The sequence below is a fragment of the Rhodoferax sp. LS1R11 genome (assembly GCF_056521395.1).
On record NZ_JBWMAW010000018.1, the window covers coordinates 44,804 to 71,425 of the forward strand.

At 58.4% G+C, this 26,622-nt stretch carries 27 protein-coding genes and 1 pseudogene; 6 read left to right on the top strand and 22 right to left on the bottom strand.

The window, feature by feature from the left end:
* Nucleotides 1–16 precede the first annotated feature (16 nt).
* From AC097N_RS18075 to AC097N_RS18085, 3 genes and pseudogenes are all read right to left on the bottom strand, one after another.
* Nucleotides 17–1,567 carry a ShlB/FhaC/HecB family hemolysin secretion/activation protein gene (locus AC097N_RS18075; protein WP_479583458.1) on the bottom strand — a complete coding sequence of 517 codons (1,551 nt, stop codon included), beginning with the start codon at nt 1,565–1,567 and terminating at the stop codon, nt 17–19.
* A gap of 124 nt (nt 1,568–1,691) precedes the next feature.
* On the bottom strand, nt 1,692–3,116 hold the full coding sequence (locus AC097N_RS18080) for a hypothetical protein (protein ID WP_479583459.1): 1,425 nt from the start codon (nt 3,114–3,116) through the stop codon (nt 1,692–1,694).
* A gap of 67 nt (nt 3,117–3,183) precedes the next feature.
* Nucleotides 3,184–3,276, bottom strand: a pseudogene (locus tag AC097N_RS18085) (PEP-CTERM sorting domain-containing protein); the annotation flags it as partial.
* Nucleotides 3,277–4,528: 1,252 nt separating this feature from the next.
* Between AC097N_RS18085 and AC097N_RS18090 the strand changes: the two are divergent.
* From AC097N_RS18090 to AC097N_RS18100, 3 genes are read left to right on the top strand one after another with little or no spacing between them, the layout of a single operon-like run.
* Entirely contained in the window at nt 4,529–5,176 is a 648-nt protein-coding gene (locus tag AC097N_RS18090; RefSeq protein ID WP_479583460.1) for a PEP-CTERM sorting domain-containing protein, read from the top strand.
* Nucleotides 5,177–5,191: 15 nt separating this feature from the next.
* The gene (locus AC097N_RS18095) at nt 5,192–7,117 is read left to right on the top strand and encodes a bifunctional metallophosphatase/5'-nucleotidase (protein WP_479583461.1); all 1,926 of its coding nucleotides are present in this window, start codon (nt 5,192–5,194) and stop codon (nt 7,115–7,117) included.
* Nucleotides 7,114–8,295, top strand: coding sequence for a hypothetical protein (locus AC097N_RS18100; RefSeq protein WP_479583462.1), 1,182 nt, complete (start codon nt 7,114–7,116; stop codon nt 8,293–8,295). The genes AC097N_RS18095 and AC097N_RS18100 overlap by 4 nt, the downstream gene beginning before the upstream one ends.
* A gap of 15 nt (nt 8,296–8,310) precedes the next feature.
* Here the strand turns inward: AC097N_RS18100 and epsA are convergent, their stop codons facing one another.
* The 12 genes from epsA to gspG are packed head-to-tail and all read right to left on the bottom strand — an operon-like array spanning nt 8,311 to nt 18,035.
* Complete coding sequence (epsA, locus tag AC097N_RS18105; protein ID WP_479583463.1) at nt 8,311–9,087, bottom strand: XrtB/PEP-CTERM-associated transcriptional regulator EpsA; 777 nt, start codon at nt 9,085–9,087, stop codon at nt 8,311–8,313.
* On the bottom strand, nt 9,084–9,560 hold the full coding sequence (locus AC097N_RS18110; RefSeq protein ID WP_479583464.1) for a type II secretion system protein: 477 nt from the start codon (nt 9,558–9,560) through the stop codon (nt 9,084–9,086). The genes epsA and AC097N_RS18110 overlap by 4 nt, the downstream gene beginning before the upstream one ends.
* A complete protein-coding gene (locus AC097N_RS18115) occupies nt 9,547–9,930 on the bottom strand; it encodes a type II secretion system protein (protein ID WP_479583465.1) in 384 nt (127 codons plus the stop codon). Before AC097N_RS18115 ends, AC097N_RS18110 begins: the two co-directional genes overlap by 14 nt.
* Complete coding sequence (locus AC097N_RS18120; protein ID WP_479583466.1) at nt 9,905–10,381, bottom strand: type II secretion system protein; 477 nt, start codon at nt 10,379–10,381, stop codon at nt 9,905–9,907. The genes AC097N_RS18115 and AC097N_RS18120 overlap by 26 nt, the downstream gene beginning before the upstream one ends.
* The gene (locus tag AC097N_RS18125; protein ID WP_479583467.1) at nt 10,378–12,384 is read right to left on the bottom strand and encodes a secretin N-terminal domain-containing protein; all 2,007 of its coding nucleotides are present in this window, start codon (nt 12,382–12,384) and stop codon (nt 10,378–10,380) included. The genes AC097N_RS18120 and AC097N_RS18125 overlap by 4 nt, the downstream gene beginning before the upstream one ends.
* Nucleotides 12,381–12,869, bottom strand: a complete 489-nt coding sequence (locus tag AC097N_RS18130) for a hypothetical protein (RefSeq protein WP_479583468.1) — start codon at nt 12,867–12,869, stop codon at nt 12,381–12,383. Before AC097N_RS18130 ends, AC097N_RS18125 begins: the two co-directional genes overlap by 4 nt.
* Nucleotides 12,870–13,427, bottom strand: coding sequence for a hypothetical protein (locus AC097N_RS18135; RefSeq protein ID WP_479583469.1), 558 nt, complete (start codon nt 13,425–13,427; stop codon nt 12,870–12,872).
* The gene (locus AC097N_RS18140; protein WP_479583470.1) at nt 13,409–13,933 is read right to left on the bottom strand and encodes a hypothetical protein; all 525 of its coding nucleotides are present in this window, start codon (nt 13,931–13,933) and stop codon (nt 13,409–13,411) included. Before AC097N_RS18140 ends, AC097N_RS18135 begins: the two co-directional genes overlap by 19 nt.
* 5 nt (nt 13,934–13,938) lie before the next feature.
* Nucleotides 13,939–14,748 (bottom strand): hypothetical protein, encoded by an 810-nt coding sequence (locus tag AC097N_RS18145; RefSeq protein WP_479583471.1) that lies wholly within the window; start codon nt 14,746–14,748, stop codon nt 13,939–13,941.
* On the bottom strand, nt 14,735–16,417 hold the full coding sequence (locus tag AC097N_RS18150; protein WP_479583472.1) for a GspE/PulE family protein: 1,683 nt from the start codon (nt 16,415–16,417) through the stop codon (nt 14,735–14,737). The genes AC097N_RS18145 and AC097N_RS18150 overlap by 14 nt, the downstream gene beginning before the upstream one ends.
* Entirely contained in the window at nt 16,414–17,601 is a 1,188-nt protein-coding gene (locus tag AC097N_RS18155) for a type II secretion system F family protein (RefSeq protein ID WP_479583473.1), read from the bottom strand. The genes AC097N_RS18150 and AC097N_RS18155 overlap by 4 nt, the downstream gene beginning before the upstream one ends.
* Before the next feature lie 2 nt (nt 17,602–17,603).
* Nucleotides 17,604–18,035 (bottom strand): type II secretion system major pseudopilin GspG, encoded by a 432-nt coding sequence (gspG, locus tag AC097N_RS18160; protein WP_479583474.1) that lies wholly within the window; start codon nt 18,033–18,035, stop codon nt 17,604–17,606.
* A gap of 265 nt (nt 18,036–18,300) precedes the next feature.
* Between gspG and AC097N_RS18165 the strand changes: the two genes are divergently transcribed.
* The gene (locus AC097N_RS18165) at nt 18,301–18,900 is read left to right on the top strand and encodes a transglycosylase SLT domain-containing protein (protein ID WP_479583475.1); all 600 of its coding nucleotides are present in this window, start codon (nt 18,301–18,303) and stop codon (nt 18,898–18,900) included.
* A gap of 47 nt (nt 18,901–18,947) precedes the next feature.
* Here the strand turns inward: AC097N_RS18165 and phoB are convergent, their stop codons facing one another.
* From phoB to tyrS, 4 genes are all read right to left on the bottom strand, one after another.
* The gene (gene phoB / locus AC097N_RS18170) at nt 18,948–19,640 is read right to left on the bottom strand and encodes a phosphate regulon transcriptional regulator PhoB (protein WP_479583476.1); all 693 of its coding nucleotides are present in this window, start codon (nt 19,638–19,640) and stop codon (nt 18,948–18,950) included.
* 244 nt (nt 19,641–19,884) lie between these two features.
* Entirely contained in the window at nt 19,885–20,478 is a 594-nt protein-coding gene (locus AC097N_RS18175) for a hypothetical protein (RefSeq protein WP_479583477.1), read from the bottom strand.
* 118 nt (nt 20,479–20,596) lie between these two features.
* The gene (gene dtd, locus AC097N_RS18180; protein WP_479583478.1) at nt 20,597–21,061 is read right to left on the bottom strand and encodes a D-aminoacyl-tRNA deacylase; all 465 of its coding nucleotides are present in this window, start codon (nt 21,059–21,061) and stop codon (nt 20,597–20,599) included.
* A gap of 48 nt (nt 21,062–21,109) precedes the next feature.
* Complete coding sequence (tyrS, locus tag AC097N_RS18185; protein ID WP_479583479.1) at nt 21,110–22,354, bottom strand: tyrosine--tRNA ligase; 1,245 nt, start codon at nt 22,352–22,354, stop codon at nt 21,110–21,112.
* Nucleotides 22,355–22,497: 143 nt separating this feature from the next.
* On the opposite strand from tyrS, the gene AC097N_RS18190 reads away from it, so the two are divergent.
* Nucleotides 22,498–23,853: a peptidoglycan DD-metalloendopeptidase family protein gene (locus AC097N_RS18190; RefSeq protein WP_479583480.1), complete on the top strand. Its 1,356-nt coding sequence runs from the start codon at nt 22,498–22,500 to the stop codon at nt 23,851–23,853.
* A gap of 21 nt (nt 23,854–23,874) precedes the next feature.
* Entirely contained in the window at nt 23,875–24,990 is a 1,116-nt protein-coding gene (locus tag AC097N_RS18195) for an anhydro-N-acetylmuramic acid kinase (protein ID WP_479583481.1), read from the top strand.
* Nucleotides 24,991–25,005: 15 nt separating this feature from the next.
* Here AC097N_RS18195 and erpA read toward each other — a convergent pair whose 3' ends face one another.
* From erpA to AC097N_RS18210, 3 genes are all read right to left on the bottom strand, one after another.
* Nucleotides 25,006–25,371, bottom strand: coding sequence for an iron-sulfur cluster insertion protein ErpA (gene erpA, locus AC097N_RS18200; RefSeq protein WP_479583482.1), 366 nt, complete (start codon nt 25,369–25,371; stop codon nt 25,006–25,008).
* Nucleotides 25,372–25,432: 61 nt separating this feature from the next.
* On the bottom strand, nt 25,433–25,852 hold the full coding sequence (locus tag AC097N_RS18205) for a bactofilin family protein (RefSeq protein WP_479583483.1): 420 nt from the start codon (nt 25,850–25,852) through the stop codon (nt 25,433–25,435).
* A gap of 36 nt (nt 25,853–25,888) precedes the next feature.
* Nucleotides 25,889–26,617, bottom strand: a complete 729-nt coding sequence (locus AC097N_RS18210; RefSeq protein ID WP_479583484.1) for a DUF6776 family protein — start codon at nt 26,615–26,617, stop codon at nt 25,889–25,891.
* Between the last annotated feature and the right edge of the window lie 5 nt (nt 26,618–26,622).

The window sequence follows — 26,622 nt, forward strand, 5'->3', positions numbered from 1 at the left end:
GTTCTCCAGATCCCATTCACCACTCGTAACCCAATTTGAAATACACGCGACTGTCGCCCCGATGGGTCGCACCCAAGTCATTCAAGGCCACGGCCCAATCCACCGCAGCCGATAATCCCTGCCAGCCCTTTAGTCGCATGCCCAAGCCAGCGCCGACCAGGGTGTAGTGGTCATCCGCCGTAATTGGAGAGAGCACATTCACGGTGCCAGCGTCCACAAACGCCAACAAACGCACATCATCGAGCGAATCACTCATGCGTTTGGCGAAGTTGGGTGTGGTCGCTTCCAGGCTCGCTGCGATCCCGGTGTCGCCCGAAGCGGCAGATTCGAGGTAGCCGCGCACGGTATCGACGCCACCGATGGTGAACTGCTCGTTCGAAATCAAAGGCTGTGGCGAGATTTGCCAACTGGTGCGGACGCTTGCGCCCCAGCCGCTGGTAGCGGTGTCGCTGTGCGACGCATTGCCGCGCAGGTAGGCATAGCCCGAGCGCCCCTTGAAACGCTTGTCGGCAAACTGCTGCTCATCGCCCACCAACCCGCGCACATGAAAGTTGAACGCCAGTCCAAGCTTGGTGCTCTGGCCTTCGCCGACCCAAGTGCCGTCCCAGCCCAAGGTAAACGGCATGTAAGTGATGGGCGTATTAAAGCTGCCGCTGCCAATCAGGTTCACGGCCTGGGAAAAGTCCTTGTGGTCCATCCCGACAGTGGCAGTGTGGAAGAAATCGTTTCCGCCACGCAGCGGCATGATGTAGCGCGCTCCTAGAATCACGCCCTTGCCCACCACATTCAACGTGCCAAGGGCCGCCACGTCCGAGTCCGACTTGACCCCGTAGAAAGCCAGATAATTGCCTGAAGCCATAGGCCAGGTGTAGTTCAGCGACAGCACACGGCTCTCGCTGGGGTTTTCCGGAACACCTTGTACCGTCAGCCCCAGGCTGTGCTGTTTGTCCCACAGGTTGTCATAGCGCAAGCTTGCGCTTACATGGGTTGGGGTTGTGTCCTGGCTGTAACGGTTGTTCACCTCTACGCTGCCATGCAAGGGCAACTTGTCTTCCACCTTCAAGTCCACCTCTACCGTGCCAGGCGTCTTGCCCGGGCGCAGCACAGGGGTCACGCGCCGGTCGCCACTGCGATTCAAGGCGGCGAGCTCTTCCTGCATCTGCGGGAAATTTGGTACATGGCCTTCGGCAAGTTCAGGTGCACCTGCCTTGATGGAACTCAGGCTGAAATAGCGCGACTCCACCACGCGCAGCCGATCCACCGGCGCTTCGGTCACCGCCAGCTTCACCACGCCGCCATCCACTTTTTGCTGCGGAATGCTCACCAACACGGTGAGGTAGCCAGCGCCGTGGTAGGCCTTCTCCAACTCTTCGCGCGCTTTTTCTACATCGACCAAGGTTTTCTTTTCACCCAGGTGCGGGTACACCGCCTTTTCGACCACGGTGACCGGCAACAGTGTTGCTCCCTCCACCTGGTACTCGAATACGTCAAATTGGGCTTCCTGCGCTTGCGCCGAGCCTACGGCACACAGCAACGCCAGTCCCATCATCCACAGCGATCTATTCATTGCTCACCAAATTTTCAAGGCGCAAGGCCAAAACACAAAAACCACCCCCCGTCTCCGGGGGGTGGGATTCAAACAGACCCAGGCTGTGACTGCTACAGCGCCTGGGTTAGTCAAAACCTAAAACTTACTCAGCCAATGCCATAGGCGCGCAGAAGCTGCCGCCGCGTGTACCTTTGTGCACTTGGGTTGGGAAAGCAGCGTTGGTGAACGCGCCATTGGCCTGGAAGATACCCTTGGTGTTCACGGCAGATGGGTCGGCAAAGGTGTTCTTCAGCGTAGTCAGGAAGGTGCTGAACGGCGTGGCAGCGGGCCACAGCATTTCAAGCTCTGGGGACAGGTCGTACACGCCTTTGATCACGTTGACGCGGTGAGTGGCATCTGTTACCCAGCCAGCGGCTGTCTGGTTAGCATTTGGCGACACTCCGTTGAGCTTGAGCAACTTCCAACCAGCAGCTGGGGTGTTCTCGAGTGACAAGAAGCCCAATGCGAATTTACCCAAGCCGTCAGCTACCTTGTTGGGGTTCTGGCCGTTGTTGCGGTTGATCACGCAGTTGCGTGCATCACCCGTGCCAGAGCCTTCGAACAAGCCGAATGCACCACCGAAGTCGTCGTAGTTACCAACAACATTGGCAGTGTTGAAGGACACGGCCGTTGGGCTGTTCAGCAAATCAACCGATTTCGGTGGCTTGGCACCGAAAGTGGGGCTGGCGTTGCTGCAGGAATTGTTCAGGAAGTACACATTCGACACAGCCTGGGTGCCTGATGTTTCTACACGCTTGCACAGATTGATGACGTCGGCTGTACCAGTCAGAGCACCATTGGCAATGTAGTTGAAGTTTCCACCGTCGACCACAGCGGCATATTCCTCCTTGCTGATAGAGGGCTGACAGGCACCAGCAGTGAAGTCACCCACTGCGCAAGTAGATGCCAAAGTCCCTTCAGCCTTTTGCTTGGTCTGCATAGCTTTGTAAAGTTCCTCGCTGGCCATAATGCCAAAGCCCTGACCGGCAAAGCCACCACTGGCAATGGTGCTACCCAATTCAGGCACAGGCACACTCAAAGCGCCGGTGTTGGACATGCCAATCCAGACATTGGTATCGACGTCAGACAAGCCAGCGTGGGGGATGATTGAATTGGTGCTGTCTATCGCGCAATTTGCTGCAGTGCTGTCGCAGCTGGCAACGTTGGCCCAGGTTGTCAGACCAGTCTGGCTGATCACAGGACCCACGCCGTCAAAAGATCCATTGGTATCACGTTTGACCACAGCAAAGGGACCGGTGAACTGGCCGTCGATCGAAGTGGTGGTGCAAACTGTGACACGACCGGCGCTAGTGGAGCTACCAACGGTAAGCGATTTCACGTTGCCAGCGCCGCCAGTGCAGTTTTTGGCAACAACAGCCGCCAAAGATCCAGAGAGGGCAGACGCGCCGGACACGTACACCGTGCGGGCAGCAGTAACGCCGTACAAAGTGGCCAAGCTGCCGGTAGCGGCGAATGCAGGTGCGACGCTGATTGAAGCGACTGCCAGAGCGATGTGTTTCAATTTCATGACAAATTTCCTTTAGGTAAATACCCCCACTCCCTTGCGGAGCGGGGACGAAGCATTCAAAGAAGAATCAAACAGATTTGCGACGGCGCACGAAGGCACCGATCAAACCCAGGCCAGCCAGCAACATGGCGTAGGTTTCGGCTTCTGGCACAGCAGCAACCGTGTAGCTCAGTTGGGCGGAATTCGCGTCAAACTCCCACTGGCCGGAGTACTTGGTCACCAAAGCCTGAGTGGCTGTATTTGTGCTCGTATTGGTCAACGAGTAGAAGTTCAACGCGCTACCGACAGCACCAGTGGAGGCGAAGGTTGTGTTGTTCTTCCAGGCATTACCGCTAGCATTCACAAAATAAACGTTTGTGGCATCGCCAGAGTCGAACATGTTGGCACCAGCTGTGTTCACGAGAGTGCCGTGGGTACTGTTGGTGCTATCCCCATTGGAGGCATTGACATAGGGATCAAGTGCGCTATCCAAAACAAATACCTGACCGTTCGTTGCTGTGACGCTACCGGCTGCGGAGGTGGACAGATAGCGATTGGTACCAACACCTGGCAGTGAACCTGGCAAGCCATCCATGGCCTTGACGTCATACTTGAAATCGGCAGCGCCAGTGACGGCGGCAGTGGCGAAGGTGGTGTAAACCGAACCGTAGTTCAGGGCTTGCATCACACCGGCCAAGCCGGTAGCAACGCTGCTCAAGTCGGTGAAGGTGCTATTGTCCAGATCCCATACCAGCTTGATACCAGTGGCGGTTGGAGCAATCACGGAAGTGAACTGGTCCAGGCGCAAGCCCAGATCAGCTGCGAAGGACGCGTTATTGGATGCACTCACCATGCTAACGAACATGTCGCCAGAGGATGAGTTGCCGTTGACACTGCTGTTGGCGATGGCCGCATGGGCGCCGCCGGCGGTGGCCAACAAAGCAGCCAGAGCGATAAGTTTAAGTTTCATGTGAAAGTTCTCTAAAAGAAGTTGAAGAAAGGAAAAGTTGCTATCGGTATCCAGATTCACTGCACCAGTGAATCCCCCTGAGCAGGCATATTGGTTTAACTAGCTCCCCGTACGCCAACAGAAAATATATTTCGTCAACGTGGGAACTAATTTAGTTCGCGAACATTACAGTTGATGTGAATCAAACCCCGCAATTCGTAGTCCGTTCAGACACCTAAAAAAGGTTGCAAGCCACTCTTTTAGAGAAAAAACAGGCTGTAGCCCAGGTACATCCTTCGGGTATAGCTATCATATTTATAGCAATCAGATCAAACCGCATGATCACCGTTGACTGATCAAATTCAAAGCCGTTGCGCGTTTCTGACGACATAAATTCGTCACAATAAATTCATGGTCAATTCACAGCGGGGACACGCTATATCGTGATAGTCAAGTTTTTTAACCTGACTACACGGAGAGCTTGATGTTCATTTTTAAACCCCAGTCGCTGGCGGCCTGCGCGCTGATAGCAGCCTTCTCTGCACCCGTTTTTGCAGCCCCTTCAGGGGTTGCAGATGTGGCACTCACCACACTCAGCAGTGACGCTTCCTACGGTCAGTGGAACCAGTTCAATGTGAATGACTTTGACTCGCTCACCGCAGGTGTGGAGTGGATTGACAACGCCAACACGCTGAGCAGCACGTTTGGCAAGGCACTGAATTTCACGTTCACCATTGGCGCAGGTTCGGTGGGCCAGCTGACGGTGGTGGACGGCGCCCTGGCGGGCGACACGTTCAAGCTCATGAACAACGGCAGCTTCCTGGGCAGCACGTCTGTGGTGCCTGTGACTGACTACTTCACTGCGGCCGACACGGGTTATGACTTCAATGTGGCGCTCACCAACGCGTCGTTCAGCCAGGGCGTGTTCTCGCTGGGCGCGGGCAGCTACCGCATCAGCGGCGTGCTGGACCAGTCGCTCATGCTGGAAGGCACACCGTTGAATGCCACGGTGGGTGCCCTGCGTCTGACGGTGGCGCCCGTGCCCGAGCCCTCGTCGTTTGCCTTGATGCTGGCGGGCCTGGGCCTGTTTGGCACCATCGCCAGCCGCCGCCGTAGCAAAGCAGCCCAATAATTCCAGGAGCGCACCATGAAACTTCATACCCTCATTCCTGTTGCCGCGGCCGCCATGCTGTGTTTTGGCGCCGTGCAGGCACAAGCGCCCGCGCCGGTACCGTTCAATGTCAAGGTCATTGGCTTCAACGATTTTCACGGCAACCTGCAGTCGCCCGGCACCTTTGGTGTGAACACGACCATTCCTGCAGCACAACGCCCCGCCGTGGGCGGTGCCGAATACATGGCCGCCTATGTGGCCCGCATGAAGGCCCAAAACCCGCTCAACGTGGTGGTGGGTGCGGGTGACTTCATTGGCGCCACGCCACTGATCTCGGCCCTGTTTTATGACGAGCCAACCATTGAGGCCCTGAACAAGATTGGGGTGGAATTCAACGCCGTAGGCAACCACGAGTTTGACAAGGGCAGCGCTGAGCTGCGCCGCCTGCAGAACGGCGGTTGCAAGCTCACCAACGGCGTACCTGACGCCAACAGTTGCAAGGGGCTGGGTTCCAGCGCGCCGGGCACTTTTGACGGCGCCAAGTTCAAGTGGCTGTCGGCCAACGTGGTGGAGACGGCTACGGGGCGCCCCCTGCTGCCCGCGTATGGCATCAAGACTTTCAATGGCGTGAAGGTGGCGTTCATCGGCATGACGCTCAAAGACACACCCAAAATTGTGACGCCCACAGGTGTGGCCGGGCTGGAGTTTCGCGATGAGGCGGACACCGTCAACGCGCTGGTGCCGCGGCTGCGTGCACAGGGTATTGAGTCCATCGTGGTGCTGGTGCATCAGGGCGGTTTTCAGACCAGCCCGAACGTGGGTGACATCAATGGCTGCGATGGCAACCTGAAAAACACCGATGGCAGTGACTCCGACATCGCCAAGATCGTCAAGCGCCTGGACAACGCCGTGGACCTGGTGATCAGCGGCCACACGCACGCCGCCTACAACTGCTCGGCCAATACCGTTGACGTCAAGAGCACAGCCGGTGTCGTCACCAGCACGGTACGCCCCACGGGCCTGGCCAACAAGACCGGCCGATTGGTCCCCGTGACCAGCTCCAGCGCGTTTGGGCGGGTGCTGACCGACATTGACATGACCATCGACCCGGCCACCCGCAATGTGACCGCCGTGGCCGTGACGAACCGTCTGGTCGACCGCACCGATGCGGCCATCAACACCGTCATTGCCAACAACACAGCGGTGAAAGACATGGTGGCGGGCTACAACGCACTGGTGTCGCCGCTGGCCAACCAGGTCATCGGCACGATCACCAGCGCGTTGTCCAACGCCGCTAACACCGCCGGTGAAATGCCTGCAGGCTCGCTGATTGCCGACGCGCAGTTGCAGGCCACGCAGCCAGCCCAGGTGGGCGGCGCGGTGGCGGCCTTCATGAACTCGGGCGGTGTGCGCACGCCCGGCTTTGTGGGCGCGGCTTACCCGTACGACGTGACTTACGGCAATGCGTTTACCGTGCAGCCTTTTGGCAACAGCCTGGTGACGATGACGCTGACCGGCCAGCAGATTAAAAACCTGTTGGAGCAGCAGTTTGTGGGCTGCCTGGGTCAGACCACCCAGCGCATTTTGCAAGTGTCCAATGGCGTCAAGTACTCGTGGAGTGCCTCGGCCCCGGCTTGTTCGAAGATTGTGGACCTGGCCTTGACCCCCATGGATGTGACCGTGGTGCCCCCGATGGTGGCAGGCGCCCAGGACCAGATCGTGAGCGCGGGTGTGGTGGTGAACCCAACCAAGAGCTACCGGGTGACGGTGAACAACTTTTTGGCCACCGGTGGAGACGGCTTCACGGTGCTGCTGGGGGGCCTGAACCCGCTGGGCGGCGCGCAGGACATTGATGCGCTGGTGGGCTACCTGGCCAGCGGTTATGCAGCGCCTCAGGCTGCCTATAACCAGACGGACCCGCTGCTGCAGCTGAACGTGCCTCGCGTGACCAGACTGCCTTGAGCGCCAAAAAACTCTTGACGGCCTTGTGCGTGACCACCCTGTGGGGTGGCACGCAAGCGCAGACGCCCACGGCCGCCCAGGTGATGGACCCGCGTGCCGCCAGTGCGGCAGGCATGCCGCAGCGGGAGGCGCTGCTCAAGGCGGCAGAGCAGGCCCTGATGCGGGGTGAAACGTCCTCGGCCATTCTCGGGTTTGACCGGGCGGCCATGATGCTTCACGCTGCCGACACGGAGATGGGCCTGGTGCGTGCCTGGATGCAGGCGGGCGACTACCGGCGGGCGTTAGCGTTTTGTGCCCATACGGCGGGTGCGCACCGGGACTCCCCCGCCGCCAGCGCGCTGTACGCATGGCTGCTGCGGGTCGGCGGACAAGGCGCTTTTGCACAGCAGTTGCTGGAGGACACGCTGACGCGTGCGCCAGACGACACGGTGGCCACAGAAACCAGACGCGCCCTGGCGGCGCCCTCCCCGCGTGCGACCGGTACCTTGTTGGACCTGCCCCACCGCATGGCACCGCAATTTTTGATGCTGAATGACCAGCTGCCCTTACCCGATGGCGCCCGGGTGGTTGACAGTGGCGTGCTGCTGGATGGCGGTCAGCGCGCACTGGCACCCATCGCAGGCATCACGGGTGCCCAGCGCGTCTGGGTTCGCAACGGGCTCGGGCAAACCACAGAGGCGGTGATTGAACCCCTGCCGGAGGCACACCGCATGCTAGGTCTGGCCTCACTGCGGCTGGTGTCGCCACTGGAGGGGGGTGACGTGCAGCTGGCCCCGCGTGACGCCTTTGCCGGCAGCCCCGGTTTTGCCATGGCCTACGCTGCCACGCCAGACGCGGCAGCAGATGCAACGCCTGCCTGGCCGTGGCTGCATCAAGGCTTTCTGGGTGCCTTCAGTGGTCAGGCAGGGGTGCGCAAGCTGGGCATACCGCTGCCTGCGGGAGCACGCGGCGGACCGGTGTTTGACGGTGCGGGGCGGCTCGCGGGCATGGCGCTGCGCGGTGCCGACGGCCAACACCTGATGGTGCCGGCCTCCCTGTTTCGTGATGTGCTTGGACAGCCGCCCCACAGTTCAGAACCCTTGCCACCGGCCGAGGCCAGCGCAAGCACCCGCATGCCGCTTGACGAAGCTTACGAGCGCGCACTCAAGGTTTCACTTCAGATCATTGTGCTGCCGTAGGCCGGGCTTTACACGTCAGGCGGATTCACCGGGCGCCAGCAATCGCAAAACGGCGCCTTTGCCCACGGCCTGGGCACGGTTGTTGACCTTGAGTTTGCGCATGATTCGCTGCACGTGATTTTTGGCCGTGGTTTGACTGATGTCCAGAATTTGTCCTATTTCCTGATTGGTCTTGCCATTTTTTACCCAATGCAACACCTGGATTTCGCGCTTGGAGAGCCGGGCAACCGCAACCTCTGGCGCCTCACCACTGCCTGGGTTGGCCAGCATGCGGTGCAGTGCCATGTGCAGATAGGGCATCAGCATTTCCAACAGATAGGCTTCGCGCGCGCCGGGGGGTTGCCCCAAACCGGCAAACACAAAGAAGCTACCGAAATCGCCCTGTATTTCTTTCGCTCCGTGTGCCGCCACGTGGCCGAAGTCGCAGCGTTTGATATCGGTCAATAGCTGTCGTCGGCCGACCTGATCGTCGCCGTCCACGCAAGAAAGCCGTGGTGTGCGTCCGCCACGCAGCCAGTCGTCCGCCAGTCGCGGCAGCAGGCCGTTGACGGTATCGCCTACCTCCTGCTCGGCACGCTCGCTCAACAGACCGCGAGAGAAGGTTTCGCATTTGAAACGCATCCTTGCGATGTCGCCATAGGCGCCAAAAAGGGTCTCATGGGGAATAAAGCCTTGCAGTGCGCCCTGGGCCCAAAGAAAGAACTGGTAGCGGTTGTTGATTTTGAGCGACGTTTCAATAGTGACAACAAGGTGCTCAAGGTCCTGGCTATTGAGGTGAATGAATTTATTCATGGTGCTGCTCCCATGGAGTCCTGACTGAATACCCATTGGTCGTAACTCGACAGCCCCGAGAAGCTCTCGTCACGCCCCTGAAATGCCGTCTTGAGAGGTGTGCCGGTGGACCGACTGTGAATGCCCAGAATGCGGTCCCCCGTCTTGACCAGCCCCCAATCCAGGCCACCAGTCATGGGGTCGCGATATATCTTGCGCAAGTGGCGGTACGGCACCAAAAAGCGCTTGTCTTCCAGCAGGTCTTCGAGCTTGGCCGGATATTGCTTTGCCGCAGTGGGCGTACGTTCGTAGTACGAGTTGATGGCCTGGCGAAACTGGTTACCGACGAAGAGAAGTTCGGATTCTTTTTCACGCTGCGCAGTGGTGTGCCAGACTTGACCCGCAGCGGCCAGCAGCCCCCCCATTGCAGCCAGCGTGAACAAGACGAGAAGGTAGCCAAAGCCTCGCTGGCTACAGGTATCACCATTGCGCATACGGCGCCCCCTCTCCACCGGCACCACTCTTGACATCCCACACACCCGAGAGCGCGCTTGGCGGTGGCACGATCACCCAGGTATCCGTACTTTCACTGACAGGATCCACCGGCACGCGACGCAGGTAGTGCTTGGTCACCAATTCTTCCAGCTCGGCGGGGTACCGGCCGTTGTCGGAGTGGAACTTGTCTATCGAATCCCGAACCACAGACAGGGTTTCACGCAAGGCGGCTTCGCGCGCACGGTCAATGTGGTTGAAATAACGCGGCGTGGCAATGCTGAGCAGCGTGGCAATGATGGCCATCACCACCAGCAGCTCGATGAGGGTGAAGCCGCGATGCTTGTTACCACTCACGATAAGCAATGCCATTGAGACCAACACGCTCGGAGCGCGAGTAGACATCGAACACATCGTCACCCTCTGCGGGTGCATCGGGTGGGCTGGCATAGGCGCGCTGGCCCCAGGTATCGGCGGCGGGAATGCCCGGCTCCGGGTAAAAGGGATCGCGGGGAAGGCGTCGCAGAAAGAAAATTTTTGCGTTCGCGGGGTTCAAGGCATCGTCGACGCCATCAACCAGTTCATTGAGCGATCGCGGATAGCCCGACCCGTCCGCACGGCGCAGCACATGGCCTTCTTGCGAGGCTTTTTTGTAGGTGTCCAATGCCGAGCGAATCTGCCGCAATGCGCTGCGCAGCTCCTGCTCTTTGCCCCGCTGCACGCTGAGCTCACTCAGCGGAACGGCGATGGAGGCCAGAACGCCGACGATCGCCACCGTGACCACCAGCTCAATCAGGGTGAAACCAGCGGCTCTGCTTCTCATTGGGGTGCGCTTTCCACCGCAGCCGGTTGGGACGGCAAGGACTCAGCCTGGGGTACCACGAACACTGGCGCAGCTTGCGCGGCGGGCACTTCAACCACCATGGGCGTCGGCTCGGGCTCGGGCGGCGCCGCAGGGCGTGGGCCACCTTGCGGGCTGGTTGAAAGTGACAACCCCCGTGCGTCTGCCTTTTTCACCTGCAGCGCCGGGGTTCCCACCGACAATTCCGAACCCGCTGGCACGGTGGCAGATACGTCTTGCGTGCGTGCCAGGTTGCGGACAATACGCGGCGTGATCAGCAAGACAATCTCGGTTTTGCTGCTGTTGTCCATCTGGCTTGAGAAGAGGCGACCCAGGACAGGAACGTCACCCAGGCCCGGCAGCCGATTGGCGCTGCTGCGCTCTTCGTCGCTGATGAGTCCGGCAAGCACCTGGGTCTCTCCATTCTTCAGGCGCAAGACAGTGGATGCGCTGCGTGTGCCAATCTGGTAGGCCAGCGACCCCGCCGGTCCAGAAACTTCTTTGACGATGCTGCTGACCTCAAGCCCCACCTTGATGGACACATCGTCGTCAAGATAGACATTGGGCTCAACATCGAGCTTGAGGCCCACATCCAGGTAGGAGACTGAGGCAGCCACACCAACATTGGCCGTGGACGTTGTGGTGAAAACAGGCACCTTGTCACCAATGTGAATCTTGGCCTTTTCGCGGTTTTTGACGCGAATCCGCGGGTTGGCAAGCAGATTGCCATCGCCCACCTGATTCTTCAAATTGAGCATCAATGCGGGGTTGGACACAAAAGACGTCAGATTGCCTGTATTGCGCAAGTCCACATAACCGGGCGCGAGAGTTCCGCCCAGGTTGGTGCTGGTTTGGGACACGCCGCCGTTCACAATGGTGGTGCTTGTGGTGGGCTGGAGCAGGCCGTAGCCGATCTGATCGGGAAAACGCAAGCCCAATTCCTGAAGTTTGCTGCGGGTCATCTCCAGCACCTCAACGTCCAGCATGACCTCGGGTTCCGCCATGTCGAGTGATTCCAGCAAGCGTTCAGCTAAACGCACGGCGGCAGGTGTGTCCTTGATCACCAGCAAATTGAGCTTTTCGTCGGCAAAAATATCCTTGGTTTTGACCAACGACCGGATCAGCGCCTGCGCTTGTTTGACGTCTGCATTGGCCAGATAAAAACTGCGCGTCACCAGCTCCTGGTAGTCTTTTGTTTTTGCAGGCGTGTTCGGGTAGATCAGTACCGAGTTTTCGTTGAGCAGTTTTCGTTCGAGCTGATTGGTTACCAGGATCAGTTTGACGATTTCATCGATGCTGGTGTTGCGCACGAAGATGGTGACTTTGGTGTCAGACTTGACGTCTTTGTCAAATACAAAGTTAAGCCCTGAACTGCGGGCGATGACCTCAAACACCGTCTTCAGCGGCGTGTCCCGAAACTCCAGCGTGATCGGCTTGTTATACGTTGCGTTGAGAGACTGGGCAGGCACCTCGGTATGTGCCATCTTGTCCCGCAGCGTTTGCAACAGCCGACGCGCATCGCCATGGGTCGGACTCTCGGCCAGTACAGCGCGCAAAATGCGTTCCGCGGCAACGGCATCACCTTTGCCGTGCAGCACTTCCGCCTCACGAACGAGCCCTTCATGACGCCGCTGGGCCGTCATTGAAGCAAGACCATCGCGCACGCGCGCATTGTTGGCATCGAGTTTTTGCACCCGCTGGTAAATGGTTTGTGCCGACTCAAGGCGTTGTGCTGCTCGTTCGGCCTCCGCCAAAGTGAGTAACTGGCTCACCACAAGGTCACGCTGCCGAAAATAATGGACACGCAATTCATGGTCATTCGGGTCTTCCCGAATGGCACGCTCCAGTCGCTGAACGCCGTCATCCATACGGCCCTCGGCAAGCATTTGGCGGCTTTCTTTGATGGCCGGGTTGGCCGCACAGCCAAAAAGAATAATCGCAACCGCTACTACGGTCAGACGGGCGAGGGGTTTGACGAATTTCAATTTGCACTTCCAAATGTCAGTCGTTGTTTTTCATTGAGTGGCAGATAGACGAGTGTCATTTCCGCTGGCGTAATTTGCTCGACCTTGTAGTCAGCCAGAACATCACCCTTGCGCAGCAGGTGGGTGCGGGCGCTTTGATCGACAAACACCATGATTTCACCGTTATCAAGTACTTTGCCCAGATAACGAAAAGGCAGTGGCGGCGCCTGGGGAAGAACCACCGCGGAGGGTGCAGGCCGCGAGGGCGGGGGCTGCCAATTTCGAGGCGCAAAGAGGTCTGGCGCGGTGGGGTCAAAGCGCGTCCTCAGGGGTTGCGCGGGCTGCGATACAGCGGGCTGGCGCATCACGACGACTGGAGAGGTCACCGGCGGCTTGGCACTAACGCTTTCTGCTGGTTCTGGCTCTGCTCCGGGTAGATCAAACAGCGACAGACCGACGGTTGCGGCCAGCGCCACAGCGAGCAATACTTTACGCAACGGCAGCATTCAGGCGCCCCTCAGGAATAAAGTGATGCGCACGCGTGCCTCGACTGAATCACTACCGACGTCATCACGCCTGAAACTGATTTCGTCCAGTGCCGCCGAGGGTACGGCGTTCATGACCTCAGCGATCCAGGCGCGCAGGCTTGGGTAGCTGGCGCGAGCCGGCAGGGTAATCTGGTAACGCTGAAGATGCGCGCCGCCTTCACGCACCAGCCGATAGTCGCCGGTGGCCAACTTGACGCCCTTGGCAGCGGCAATGCTGTGAATGACTTCGATCGCTTCGAGCGCACCAGTGGCCGCAGGCAAGCTGGCATAGAAATCAGCCGTTCGCTTGCTTGCAGCGTTCTCCTGACTCGGCTGCTGCGCAAGACGTTGGCGCAACGCGGTTTGGCTGGCACGCAGCTCCACCGTCTTTGCCTGAACCGGCTCCACGCCCAGGAACTGCACTGCGAGGGCACAGGCGATCAACGCGAGCCCCACCGCAGCAGGCCAACCGTGGTGGCCAAGCTGAAAACGCAGATGTGCAACCATATTGTCTGACGTCACAGGGGAGCTCTCCATGTGGCATCCACCGCAAAGCGAATCACCTTGACCGCACCCACCTGCCGGTCCTCATGGTGCGAAAGGTACGCCGTATCGATCGACGCAGACTCACGCAGACGGCCGACATAGGCGACCAATTCAGCCATGGCTTTGACCTCACCTGTGAGGTGCAGCGTACGCGTTTGGCCCTGCGCCTCGATACTGAGAAGCGCTACGGCGGGATCAGCCAGCAGGTCTATCTCGCGCAGTACGGCATCCCACGGTTGACGCAGTTGGGTGACGACACGCACGACAAGCTTTGCATCGTCTGCCAAAGCGGGCAGTGCATTCACGCGGACGGGTTTCACTGTACTTGGCAGCGGCAAGCGTGCCTGACGTGCCTCCATGCGCGTCAACTCATCCTGCGCAACATATAAGTCGAAGGCAACAGTGCCCGCAACCGTCAGGCCTGCCACAAACAGCAGCAGTCCCAGTGGTGACGCGAAACGGCGACGTTGAATAAAATTGAGGGAGATTGCTTGCATGGACCTCAAACTCCAAACGCCATTCGGCAGCCGCCCATGGCGCGTTCCTGAACGGGCTTTGGCTGTAGCCACTCGAACGGCAGACCCGGGATGGGTACGGGTGACTCACCATTGCCAACCAGATACAGCGGTACCGAAGCCTCGGCGAGTTCGGCGGCAATGCCGATCTGCGCCATCATGCCCGGCAGCACATCACGCCAGTCTGCGTCGAAGCGCTGCGTCCGCAAACCAAGCCAGTTGTCCCCCTGCACCAGGCCCAGCGACAGACAGTCTGACTCGATCAAACCAAACCAGCCCGCTTTTCCATTGACGACCCTGCGCCAGTGGTCGAACGCGCAAGCGAAGTACGGAGTGACCGACGCAAGGCTTGCACCAGCTGCCTTGCAAGTGCTGGACAGCCCCTCCATCAGGGCCACATCAATGGCACAGGCTGGCATGGACTTGCCAGGTGGCTGAAACGAATGCAATACCTGCCAGGTATCAGCAATCTTGCCAAAGGTCTCGGCAAAGCGCAGGGCAGCATAGGTCTTCAATTCGTTCGATCGGGTCAGCTCTGGGCGCGATGGCAGCAATTGCCAGCGCACGAACCGCCCGGACAACACGATATTCACGGTTGACTTGCTGGCGCCAGGTTCGGACAGCATCTTCGCCAACGCCGAAATAGCGGGGCGCCAGGGCGCAGCATCATCGCTTTGAGGCAAAGTAACAGTGCGACAAACAGAAGATGCACGCGACCCCAAGCCGCCCGTTTTGACGAGCGACACCTGCTGGGCCGAAAGTGCAATATTCAGCACCCGGGATTTAGGCAACCACACGATTAAGCTCCTGCAAGGTGGTTTCCCCGTTCCGCACAAGGTCCAGTCCAACATCGCGCAGCAGGCGCGTGCCCTTTCGATAAGCCGCTTCCTTGATACGGCGAACCGGTTCGCGGGCGACGATCATTTCCCGCAACTCATCATCCAGAATCAGCACTTCGGCCACGGCCTTGCGACCCTTGAATCCGGTGCCACGGCATTGCGCACAGCCACGCCCGGCTCGAAAGTTAAAACCAGTCACGTCGGTGATTCCCGAAGCCGCAAGTAAAGCGGCATCAGGTGCATCGCTCTCCAAACAATGAATACAACTCATCCGAACCAGGCGCTGCGCCACGATACCGTTGAGTGCTGCCACCAGGCTGTAGGGGTCCACGCCCATGTGCGTGAAGCGCCCCAACACATCAAAAACGTTATTCGCATGCACCGTCGTGAGCACGAGGTGACCGGTCAGCGCGGCCTGCACGGCAATCTGCGCCGTCTCGCCGTCGCGGATTTCACCGACCATGATCTTGTCAGGATCGTGGCGCAGGATGGAACGCAATCCACGTGCAAAGGTGAGTCCCTTTTTTTCGTTCACCGGAATTTGCAAAACACCCGGCAACTGGTATTCGACCGGATCTTCAATGGTGACGATCTTGTCGTGCCCATGATTGATCTCGTTGATGGCGGCATACAGAGTCGTCGTCTTGCCGCTGCCTGTTGGACCGGTGGCGAGCAACATGCCATAGGGCTCGGCAGATAGCCGGTTCAAGGCAGCCATGGTGGCGGCATCAAACCCCAGGGATTCCAGCCTGAGTCCCACGACTTTGTCAGACAGGCGCTGTTTGTCAAGGATACGCAGAACGGCATCTTCGCCGTGAATGCTGGGCATGATGGACACGCGGATGTCGATCTCGCGACCGCTGGCAGAGACTTTGAAACGCCCGTCCTGGGGCACGCGCCGCTCTGCAATGTCGAGTTCGGCCATCACCTTGATGCGGGAGATGATCTGCTCAGCGTTGTCAGCCCCCTGGGTCCCACCAACGCTGGCCAGCACGCCATCGATGCGGTATTTGATGAAAATACCGCTCGGTGCCGTTTCCAGATGGATGTCGCTGGCACCGGCCTTGAGTGCATCGTAGAGCGTCGAATTGACCAGGCGCACCACGGGGCTTGCGTCTTCACTGATGCTTTTGAGCGATATGTCTTCAGCGCCGCTCCCTTGCTGATCCGATTGCTGCATAGACACGATGCCATCCATCGCGCGCAGGGTTTCCTCATGGCGGGCGAGGTAGGCCGCAATATCGCTGCCATGGGCCAGGCGAATTTCCAGCCGGGCACGAATGTGCTCCTCCGCCCAGTCGCGAAGCGACAGGTTGAAGGGGTCGGCAACGATCATGACCAAATTTTCGGGGTCGCGCCGAAACAGCAGGCATTCACGCTGTAAGGCTTCACCGTAGGGAAGGAGATCAAAGGCTGGTTGAAGCACATCCATCTCGCTCAGACGAAAAGCACTCAGACGAGCTGTCAGGGCAAGCCGCGCTATAAACACCTCCGCGCTCAATGCGCTCGCTTCATCCAGTGCATCGATCAGGCGGCCGCCCCTCGCCTTGGCGAGTGTGCGAGCAGTTCCAATCTCCACTGAAGAGAACGGCTCAGCGAAGTAGTTGATGTCTTGGCGGGCGTTCATCGAATGCTTTCGGCCAATTGGAATATTGGCAAATACATGAGAATCACGACACCGCCGATCACAAGCCCCATCAGCAGCATCAACACAGGCCCGAGCAGGCGGGTTACCCACTCTGCCCAGCGCGCCATTTCCTCATCGTGAAAGGCCGCAATTCGCTCCATCATCTCGCCCATGTTTCCCGCGCGTTCGCCAACCCGCAACATGCGCAGCGCGACAGCGGTGGTTAGGCCGTCCAACTCAAACGCGTGCGATATCGTGTTGCCCTCGCGGATACTTTTCGTCGCATTCGCAAGACGCGTTTGCAGGGCGGCGGAAAGCAGCCCGGCCACCATGTCCAGCGCAGGAACGATAGCGATCCCGCCACGTAACAACATGCCCAGCGTGCGGTACAAACGCGCCAGCTGAAACACGCGCATTCGCTCGCCAATGGCCGGAATACGCCACATCAGGACCACCACGCGTTGCGCCACCATACGGCCACCACCATTGACAGCGGCAACCACCAGTGCGGCCGCAAGACCTATCAACATCGGCCAGTACTTTTCAACGACCAGTCCCCACTGCAACAAAAGGCGAGAAAGAAACGGCAAATCACCGCCCATGTCTTCGTAAATATGTGAGAAGCGCGGCACGACGTAGCCCATTAAAAATAGAATGACCAAGCCACTGACAGCCACGAGCAACGCCGGGTAGATCGCGGCACTGACGAGCCGCCCGCGAAGCGTTTCAAGTTGAGTGGCATAAGCGATGTAACGACCCAGCGCTTCGCCCAGGCCGCTGGTGCGTTCGCTGGCCCGAACGGTGGCGACATACAGCGGCGGAAAGGCTTGCGGCACGTCTTCAAGCGTGGCCGAGAACGGCTTGCCTTCGCGAAGTGACGCAACAATTCTCAAGAGCACCGTGCGCACAGCGGGTCGATTTTCCTTTTCGGCGAGTGTCTCGATGGCTTCCACGATGGTGATCCCCGAATCGAGCAGGGACAACAGTTCCTGACTGAAAAGCAGGAGCGGAAAACGCGTGGAGCCCGACGCACGCATGCGGCTTAACAGCGGCGCAGGCGCGACTGACAGTACGGCATGGCCAAGCGCGGCAACCTGTCGCCGGGCATCGGCGGCATCAATGGCTTCCAGCATCGTGACACCAATACCCGTGTCTGATTTCAAGGTTTTGACCAAGAAGTGCATGCTCACCAGCTCACGATGTCTTCCGCCTCGCCACTACCGCCAGGCTGACCATCCTTGGCGTAGGAGTAGAGGTCAAATTCGCCATGTTCGCCTGGGAATTTGTAAATATAGGGATGCGACCAAGGATCAAGTGGCACCGTCTTTTTGAGGTACGGACCCGACCATTTCGCTTCGCCTGCAGGCCGTTCATTCAACGCCGGCAATCCCTGCTCAGTGCTTGGATAGTGCCCCACATCCAAACGATATTGATCGAGAGACTTCTCCAGCGCATCGATCTGGGCACGGGCAGTCTTTGTCTCTGACTTGCCAATTTGTGCGAAGAATTTTGGCGCCACAAAGCCAGCCAGCATGCCGATGATTACCATCACAACGAGCAGTTCCAGCAGGGTGAATCCGGCGGCACGTCGGGCGCCCAGGGTTTGAATCTGTGTCATATGGGGGTGTTGTGTTTTAACGGTCTATGGCCGTCTTGTTGGTAACCAAACAGCGCAACTGGGGCGCCGATCAAGATCAAGCACAAGATGAAGTCTAGAGGTCGGCTGTGACGGTTTTGTTACGAAAAAATTAATCCACCACTTCTGGAGTTGAAATATTTCCGTAACATCACAGTGTCAAAATCACCAGCCGTGATCATTCGCTATTACCCCTACCCAAGGACGGTCAAAGGTGCAAGGTAATCGCGTCTTCGAATCAACTGTTATGGCCACCATTTTGTGTGTCGTCGGCGTCTGTTCGGCGACCCCCGCCTCGGCCGATGTGTTTCAGTTCATTGCCGAGGATGGGACCTCTCATTTCAGCGATCAACCCACGGACGCGCGGTTCAGATTACTGCTGCGTACCAACGGGGACGCGTCTATACGAAGCAAAGTAAAACCGGGCGATCCAGTACGGCGCATTGAAAAACATCATTTTGAAGAAGCTATCAGTTCGGCGGCGCAGTCCAGCCGCATCGAAGCCGCCTTGCTCCATGCGGTAATCGAGGTCGAATCGGGTTACAACCCAAACGCCATTTCACCCAAAGGCGCGATGGGTCTGATGCAATTGATGCCCGCCACGGCGCGTCGTTACGGCCTGACAGATCCTATGAATGTGAAGCAGAATTTGCAGGGAGGAGCACATCTGTTACGAGATCTGCTCGATCAATTTTCAGAAAACAAAGAGTTGGCGCTAGCTGCTTACAACGCCGGAGCTGGCGCGGTCCTGGCGCACGGAAGGCGTATTCCGCCCTTTCCTGAAACTACCCGCTATGTGCCAGCCGTATTGAAAATCTATGCACGGCAGCGAGGCAGCATTCAGTGAACTTACCCACGAATTAATTACGGCTTGCCGCGTACCCCATCAATGGCTCATCGCCCACCGGCAGAAAAGCTGTAACCACTACCGCGGACAGTCTGAATCAGCTCATCGTGGCCGCCCCCCTCGATAGCGACGCGCAACCGACGGATGTGGACATCTACTGTGCGCTCTTCACCATAGAAATGATCGCCCCAAACCTGGTCTAAAAGCTGAGCACGGCTGTAAACCCGATCAGCGTGTGTCATAAAGAAATGAAGCAAGCGAAACTCTGTAGGACCAAGCGCCACATCCGCTCCAGCAGCGGTGACACGCTGAGCTGCCGGATCCAGACGCAGACCACCCGCTTCGACTGTATTTTCGGTCACCTGAGGAACACGACGACGAAGCACCGCCGCAATACGGGCAAGCAGTTCTCGGGGAGAAAAAGGTTTGGTGACGTAGTCATCAGCACCAACCTCAAGGCCGGTGATCTTGTCACGCTCGTCATCCCGCGCGGTTAGCATGATGATCGAGACATTGCGTGTGCGAGGCTCGGATCGCAAAAGACGCGCGAAATCGATTCCAGACATGCCGGGCAGCATCCAGTCAATTAATATCAGGTCTGGCAAAGACTCCAGCACAAGCCCATGTCCCATTTCGGCGTTAGCGGCAATTTGAACAACATGACCCGCACGTGAAAGATTGATTTCAATCAGTTCCTGGATTCCGAGATCGTCTTCCACCACAAGAATTTGCGCCGCCATATATAAATTTTTTCGCTAAAAAACTTAGTCTATTGCAGGGATATGACGGTTTTATTGCGGCAACCCATGCGAGTTCATCAAGCGCAAGTTTTTGATCCATTTAACGAAATCAGGCCGCTATACCCAGCTCCATCAACTCGGCCACACTTTGATTCGAGGGAAGTGTGGCCTAACTTTATTTCGGCCCAACTCCAAGATGGTTTTTAAAATGGTGACCGTTTTTTCAAGACTCAACGCGCTGCTATCAAGTCTTGGCTTTTGAAGGACGGCCCGTTTTGATGGTGGGTACGGCTTTCAACGCAGTCAAAAATGCTACATCTGACATGGCGGCCAGGGCCTTGACACCTGCCCGAATCAATTCACTCTTCTTGACGGCGCTGGCAAGTTTTCCTGCGCGCTGCTTGAGGTCGTCCAAGACGGTGTATTCAGCTTTGGGAATAGTGAAGCTGTCGCGCACCAGTTTTGGCTTCTTCGCCTTGGCGTCCTTGGCCGCTTTGCCTTTTTGCGCAGCACTGACTGCTGCCTTGGCTGGTGCCTTAACTGCTGCTTTTACCGCTGCTTTGGGTGCGAGCTTTGGCGATGCTTTAGCGGGTTTTTTTGCAACTGACTTTGCATTTGGCTTAGCTACGGGCTTGGCAACAGTCGTTGACTCGGACTTAGCGGCTGTCTTGGTGGTGGCCAATGGTTTTTTGACTGCTCGCTTTGCTGCGGGTGGAACGACAGCGGTCGTTACTGGCCTGGTCACGGTTAACACGGTTGCAGCCTTTAAGGGTGCTGGCGTGACGGCATTTGGCGTCACGGCACCGGATATTTCGGTGGTCTTTTCGGTGGCTGTCATGATGGATTTTCCTTTTTTAAACGAGATATACAGTTTATATGGTTTATTGTAAAAAACCAATACCTGTCACATCGCCAACCCCTTGGTGGCTGCCACCGCATACTCATAGCAAAGCTCCTCACGAGGCTGAAATAAATCGCAGCGGTATCGTCACCGGGCCGTCGTTCACCAAGTGGACTTTCATATCCGCGCCAAACTCTCCCGTGTGCACCACCGGATGTACCGCTTTGGCCTGATTCACAAAGTAGTCGTACAGGCGCCGCCCCTCATCAGGCAACGCCGCACGCGTGAAACTGGGTCGGTTACCACCGGACGCGTCAGCAGCCAAGGTGAACTGGCTCACCACCAGCAGGCCACCTGCAGCGCCCTGACCGTCCATGTCCTGAACGCTGCGGTTCATCTTGCCCGCCTCATCGCTGAAGATGCGCAGCTTCAGGATTTTCGCCAGCATCTTGTCGCCCTGCGCCTCTGAGTCGCCCCGTTCGGCACACAGCAGCACCAACAGTCCAGCGCCAATCGCACCCACGATTGCGCCGTCAATCACCACCTGTGCTTCACTTACGCGCTGCAAAACCGCGATCACGCGCGGGCCTGCTGTTGTTTCATTCCAAGTCCTTCAAATCATTGCCCTTCAAGCCAGCGTGACCTTGGCAAACTTGCGCTTGCCCACCTGCACCACGTAGGTTCCGGCTCCCAATTTCAGGCCTTTGTCACTGACCACACCTGAGTCAATGCGCACACCGCCGCCGTCAATCAGGCGGTTGCCTTCGCCGCTGGACGCGGCCAGCCCCGCCATTTTGAGCAAAGCGCCAATACCCACCTGCGCCCCACCCTCGCCCAACGGCAGGGCCACCTCGGCAATGTCGTCCGGCACACCGCCCTTGCTGCGGTTCATGAAATCCTGCTCGGCCGCATCGGCTGCTGCATGCGAGTGGAACCGCGCCGTGATTTCCTTGGCCAGCGCCACCTTGGCGTCTTTCGGGTTGCGGCCAGCTTCCACCTCGGCCTTCAGGACCGCAATGTCGGCTTCGCTCCTGAAGCTCAGCAAGGTGTACCAACGCCACATCAGCACGTCCGAAATGCTCAGTACTTTGGCAAACATCGTATTGGCGTCTTCCGAGATGCCGATGTAGTTGTTCTTGCTCTTGGACATTTTGTCAACGCCATCCAGGCCTTCCAGCAACGGCATGGTCAAAATGCACTGCGGCTCCTGGCCATACTCGGCCTGCAGGTGGCGCCCCATCAGCAAATTGAACTTCTGGTCTGTCCCCCCCAGTTCCAGATCGCTCTTCAAGGCCACCGAGTCGTAACCCTGCATCAACGGGTATAAAAACTCGTGCACGCTGATCGACGTGCCCGACTTGAAACGGTCATGAAAATCGTTGCGCTCCATCATGCGTGCCACCGTGTACTTGGCCGCCAGCTCGATCATGCCGCGCGAACCCAGGTTGTCACCCCACTCGCTGTTGTAGCGAATTTCGGTTTTGGCCGGGTCCAGCACCATCGAGGCCTGCCGGTAGTAGGTCTGCGCGTTCACCTCAATCTGCTCCCGCGTCAGCGGCGGGCGGGTGGTGTTGCGGCCCGACGGGTCCCCAATCAGGGTGGTGAAGTCCCCAATCAGGAAAATAACGGTATGCCCCAAATCCTGCAACTGGCGCATCTTGTTCAACACCACGGTATGGCCAATGTGGATGTCCGGCGCCGTCGGGTCCAGCCCCAACTTGACACGCAGCGGCGTGCCCGTGGCCTCGGATCGGGCCAGTTTTTTGAGCCAATCCTCCTGAGGAATCAATTCTTCACAGCCCCGCAGGGTCACGGCCAGCGCCTCCCGGACACGGTCTGTTACAGGAAATTGGGTAGCCAGTGCTTGATTCATAAGGGTTTTTCTTGGTACAACAAAGGTCAGGGAAGTTATAATTGCGCTCCTCCCTAGCCCTGGATTTTAAGTGGCTAAGTCCCTTGGCGGCACCGGCACCTGGTCTGTTGCGCTCAAACCAAACCAAATTTGGAAGACTTCTTTTGATTAACAGCCTTGTTACCGGCGTCAACGCCCTGCTGAGTTTTGCCCGTCAGTCCCTCGAACACCACCCTAAACGCGTCACCGCCGTCCTTGCGGCGTTCATGCTGGGCGGCGGTGGCGGCGCATTTGCGCTGGCCTCCCTTGAAACCGAAGCCTCCGATGTGCTCGTGCGTGAAGTGGTTGAAACTATTCAACCGCAGGCCTTGACCACGACAACCGACATCGGTGCGCTCGCCCTCAACCTGTTTCGCACCGACGTCACCCGCGCCACAGACACCCCGGCCACCCTGCTCAAACGCCTGGGGGTCAACGACCTGGTCGCGGTCCAGTTTCTGCGCACCAATGACACCGCCCGGCTGTTGCTGGAACATCGTGGCCGCAACGTCACGGCCGAAGCCAGCGACACCAACACGCTGGTCAAGCTGACCTCCCGCTGGAGCAACGCAGGCGACGACAACTTCAAGCGGCTCGTGATTGAGCGCACCCCCCAGGGCTTTCAGTCCCGCATCGAAACCGCCGCGCTGACCAGTTCATCCAAGCTTGCCAGCGGCACCATCAGCACCACCCTGTTTGCGGCGACCGATGACGCCGACATTCCTGATGCCGTGGCGAACCAGCTGGCTGATATTTTCTCGGGCAACATCGACTTTCACCGCGCCTTGCGCAAAGGTGACCGGTTTTCGGTGGTGTACGAAACCCTGGAAGCCGATGGTGAGCCCATTCGCTCCGGCCGCATCCTGAGCGCCGAGTTCGTGAACGCTGGCAAAACGTCGACCGCCATGTGGTTTCAGGACCCCATGACCACGGGCAAAGGCTCCTATTTCACCCTGGATGGCCAGAGCCTGCGCCACTCCTTCCTGGCGTCGCCCGTGGAATTTTCACGCGTCTCCAGTGGCTTCAAAATGCGGTTCCACCCCATTCTGGGTATCTGGAAAGCCCATTTGGGCGTCGATTACGCCGCCCCCACGGGTACCGCCGTGCGCACCATCGGTGACGGTACGGTGGCCTTCGCCGGTGTGCAAAACGGGTTTGGCAATGTCGTCATGGTGGACCACAACAACAACCAGACCACCATCTACGCCCACTTGAGCAAAATCAACGTCCGCAAAGGCGAGACCATTGCGCAAGGGCAGAACATCGGAGCCGTCGGCTCCACGGGTTGGGCCACGGGCCCCCATCTGCACTTTGAGTTCCGCGTCAACGGCGTCCACCAAGACCCTCTCACACTTGCCCAGGCCAATGGTGGCTCGACGCCGGTTTCCGGCGCCTCGAAGGCTTTGTTTGGTCGTCTGGCTTCGGCCAACCGCATCGCACTGGCAGCCGCCGGCATCATGAAACCGGCAAACGCCGAGTAACCTGGCCGAGGCGCCCACAGCGTGTCGGACTTGTTCATCGGACTCATGTCCGGCACCTCGCTGGACGGGGTTGACGGCATACTGGCCGACTTCTCCAACTCCCGCCTGCAAGTGCTGGCTTTTGCCAGCGCCCCCTTTTCCCAAGGTCTGACGCAAGAAATGCTGGCGCTCAACAGCGCCGGGCTCAATGAGCTTCACCGTGCGGCACTGGCTGGCAATGCGCTGGTGCGAACCTACGCCCACGTAGTGACCGAACTGCTGAGCGCATCAGGCATGAGTCCAGCGGCCATCACCGCCATCGGCGCCCATGGCCAGACGGTACGCCACCAGCCACAGTCGTTTGATGGCACCGGTTACACCCTGCAGCTCAACAACCCCGCCTTGCTGGCAGAACTCACCGGCATTGACGTCGTGGCCGACTTTCGCAGCCGTGACGTTGCCGCGGGCGGCCAGGGCGCCCCCCTCGTCCCCGCCTTTCACCAGTCTGTGTTTGGGCGCGCGGGTGAGACCGTCGCCACGCTCAACATCGGCGGTATTTCCAACCTGACCGTTTTAGGCCCCAGACTGGCCGATGACGTACTCGGCTTTGACTGCGGGCCGGGCAACGCCCTGATGGACGCCTGGTGCCTGCAACACCTCGGTCACCCGTATGACGCCGACGGCGCCTGGGCCGCAGCTGGCCAGGTTCACAGCGGCCTGCTGGACGCACTGCTGGACGAACCCTACTTCGCCCAGCCCGCCCCCAAAAGCACCGGGCGCGACCTGTTCAACCCAGCCTGGCTGGCGGGCAAACTCGACCCATTCAAAACCCTGTCACCCGTGGATGTTCAGGCTACCTTGACCGAACTCACCGCAAGCGCATGCGCCTCCAGCGTAGAGCGCTACGGAAATGAGAGCAAAAATCTGATTGTCTGTGGGGGTGGCGCGTTCAATGCCCATCTGATGTCGCGACTGCAGGCACTTCTGCCCACCTTGCAAGTGGAATCGTCCCACGTCCACGGCCTACCGCCGTTGCAGGTCGAGGCCGCAGCCTTTGCCTGGCTGGCTCGCAAAACCATCTTACGTGAGGCTTTGAGCCTACAAACAGTAACGGGCGCCAAAGGCGCCCGCATACTCGGTGCTATCTACCCGGCGTGAGGCCGGGCCGGTTCATCAGGTCGAAAAGCTCGAACCGCAACCGCAGGTGCTCGTGGCATTGGGATTCTTGATCACAAACTGCGCACCCTGCAAGTCTTCCTTGTAGTCAATTTCGGCACCCAGCAGGTACTGGTAGCTCATGGCATCAATCAACAAAGACACGCCATTTTTGCTCATGATGGTGTCGTCTTCATTGGTGATTTCATCAAACGTGAAACCATACTGAAAGCCGGAACAACCGCCACCCTGCACAAACACGCGCAATTTCAGGTCAGGATTGCCTTCTTCAGCAATCAGGTCAGCAACTTTTGCAGCAGCACTGTCCGTGAAGAGAATCGGGGTTGGCATTTCAGTCTGGATGTTTTCAGCAACGGCGCTCATGGGGAATCCTTTATTTCGAGATCTATCATTTAATACTACAGCAAATCGCTCAGGAATTCACTTACTGGTTATTTGCCGCTAGTTTCAGTGTGGGCTTTTCCTCATCACCCTTGTCACCCTTGGCAACGCCGCCCACCATGGGGCATAACAGTCCGGCAATGAGGGCGCCCTGGTGCATTTCCAGCGCCGTGTAGTGCACATCCCCGGTGATGCGCGCCTTGGGTTGCAACTCCAGCATCACACGGGCGTGCACCGGACCGTTCACGGCGCCGTTGATGATGATGTGATCGGCCCGAACCTCTCCGGTCACCGACGCCGACTCTGAAATCACCAGAATGCTCGCATGATCGGTATTGCCACTGACATTGCCCACCAACGCCCCATCAATGCGCAAACCGTCAACAAACCTGAAATTGCCATCAATGTGACTGCCTTCGGCGATCAGGCTTTTGATGGGAGGCTGCTTTTTCTTGTTGAACATGTTGTGTATTCAGGTTTCGTTGATGTTTGCCACTTGTTAGAGCTTGATGGACTGAACCGCTTTGGTCGTCGCACCATCCATGATTTTTGCGGTCAAGCCTTTGATCACCACTTGCGGTGGCAACTCAAAAACACCTTCCAGGCGGCCATACTGCTTCACCTTGAAAGCCTGCGCGCCACCGGGCAAGCTGGCGGTCCACGGCTTGCCATTGAGCAACCCTGTGAAGCTCAGGTCCAGTTGCCCGTTGAACTCCGGCGGACTCTTCTGGGCCTGAATCACCAGCACCTGCCATTTTACTTCCCGGGCATCCATCACCTCGGCTTGCAAACTGCGAATCGCAAGCCCCTCGGCACCCGTGGCAGGTATCAGTTTTTCGAAAAATCCCAGGTCATCGCGCAGCGTCCGGTTGTCCGCTTCCAGTTGTTTGATCTGCGCCACCAGGCGCTCCTGGGCCACTTTTTCCGAGGTCAACAGCGTGTCAGCGGTGTTGGCAACGGACTGCGCCTTTTCCCGCGCAGCATTCAAAATGACCACCTCGGCCTGCAACACGGCCAAAGCGGTCCGGGTTTGCTGCAACTCTTCCCGGGTCCCCCGGTCAAGACCCGCAATGCTCTTGCCAAACTCGAAAGCCCACAAACCAATGGCTGCGCAAAACCCAAAAACAACCGCCAGCACCACCCAGCGAAACGGCCAGGGCAGGGCACTGCGCACCGCCATGCGAGGGGCACTGACAGTCAGGCGGCGAAGGATGAGGCGAAGTCGCATAGGGC

Bases quoted from the DNA above. Each gene is read 5' to 3' on its own strand.
- AC097N_RS18075 (WP_479583458.1), bottom strand. From the start codon at position 1,567: ATGAATAGATCGCTGTGGATGATGGGACTGGCGTTGCTGTGTGCCGTA.
- AC097N_RS18080 (WP_479583459.1), bottom strand. From the start codon at position 3,116: ATGAAATTGAAACACATCGCTCTGGCAGTCGCTTCAATCAGCGTCGCA.
- AC097N_RS18090 (WP_479583460.1), top strand. From the start codon at position 4,529: ATGTTCATTTTTAAACCCCAGTCGCTGGCGGCCTGCGCGCTGATAGCA.
- AC097N_RS18095 (WP_479583461.1), top strand. From the start codon at position 5,192: ATGAAACTTCATACCCTCATTCCTGTTGCCGCGGCCGCCATGCTGTGT.
- epsA (WP_479583463.1), bottom strand. From the start codon at position 9,087: ATGAATAAATTCATTCACCTCAATAGCCAGGACCTTGAGCACCTTGTT.
- AC097N_RS18110 (WP_479583464.1), bottom strand. From the start codon at position 9,560: ATGCGCAATGGTGATACCTGTAGCCAGCGAGGCTTTGGCTACCTTCTC.
- AC097N_RS18115 (WP_479583465.1), bottom strand. From the start codon at position 9,930: ATGGCATTGCTTATCGTGAGTGGTAACAAGCATCGCGGCTTCACCCTC.
- AC097N_RS18120 (WP_479583466.1), bottom strand. From the start codon at position 10,381: ATGAGAAGCAGAGCCGCTGGTTTCACCCTGATTGAGCTGGTGGTCACG.
- AC097N_RS18130 (WP_479583468.1), bottom strand. From the start codon at position 12,869: ATGCTGCCGTTGCGTAAAGTATTGCTCGCTGTGGCGCTGGCCGCAACC.
- AC097N_RS18135 (WP_479583469.1), bottom strand. From the start codon at position 13,427: ATGGAGAGCTCCCCTGTGACGTCAGACAATATGGTTGCACATCTGCGT.
- AC097N_RS18140 (WP_479583470.1), bottom strand. From the start codon at position 13,933: ATGCAAGCAATCTCCCTCAATTTTATTCAACGTCGCCGTTTCGCGTCA.
- AC097N_RS18150 (WP_479583472.1), bottom strand. From the start codon at position 16,417: ATGAACGCCCGCCAAGACATCAACTACTTCGCTGAGCCGTTCTCTTCA.
- AC097N_RS18155 (WP_479583473.1), bottom strand. From the start codon at position 17,601: ATGCACTTCTTGGTCAAAACCTTGAAATCAGACACGGGTATTGGTGTC.
- gspG (WP_479583474.1), bottom strand. From the start codon at position 18,035: ATGACACAGATTCAAACCCTGGGCGCCCGACGTGCCGCCGGATTCACC.
- AC097N_RS18165 (WP_479583475.1), top strand. From the start codon at position 18,301: ATGGCCACCATTTTGTGTGTCGTCGGCGTCTGTTCGGCGACCCCCGCC.
- phoB (WP_479583476.1), bottom strand. From the start codon at position 19,640: ATGGCGGCGCAAATTCTTGTGGTGGAAGACGATCTCGGAATCCAGGAA.
- AC097N_RS18175 (WP_479583477.1), bottom strand. From the start codon at position 20,478: ATGACAGCCACCGAAAAGACCACCGAAATATCCGGTGCCGTGACGCCA.
- tyrS (WP_479583479.1), bottom strand. From the start codon at position 22,354: ATGAATCAAGCACTGGCTACCCAATTTCCTGTAACAGACCGTGTCCGG.
- erpA (WP_479583482.1), bottom strand. From the start codon at position 25,371: ATGAGCGCCGTTGCTGAAAACATCCAGACTGAAATGCCAACCCCGATT.
- AC097N_RS18205 (WP_479583483.1), bottom strand. From the start codon at position 25,852: ATGTTCAACAAGAAAAAGCAGCCTCCCATCAAAAGCCTGATCGCCGAA.
- AC097N_RS18210 (WP_479583484.1), bottom strand. From the start codon at position 26,617: ATGCGACTTCGCCTCATCCTTCGCCGCCTGACTGTCAGTGCCCCTCGC.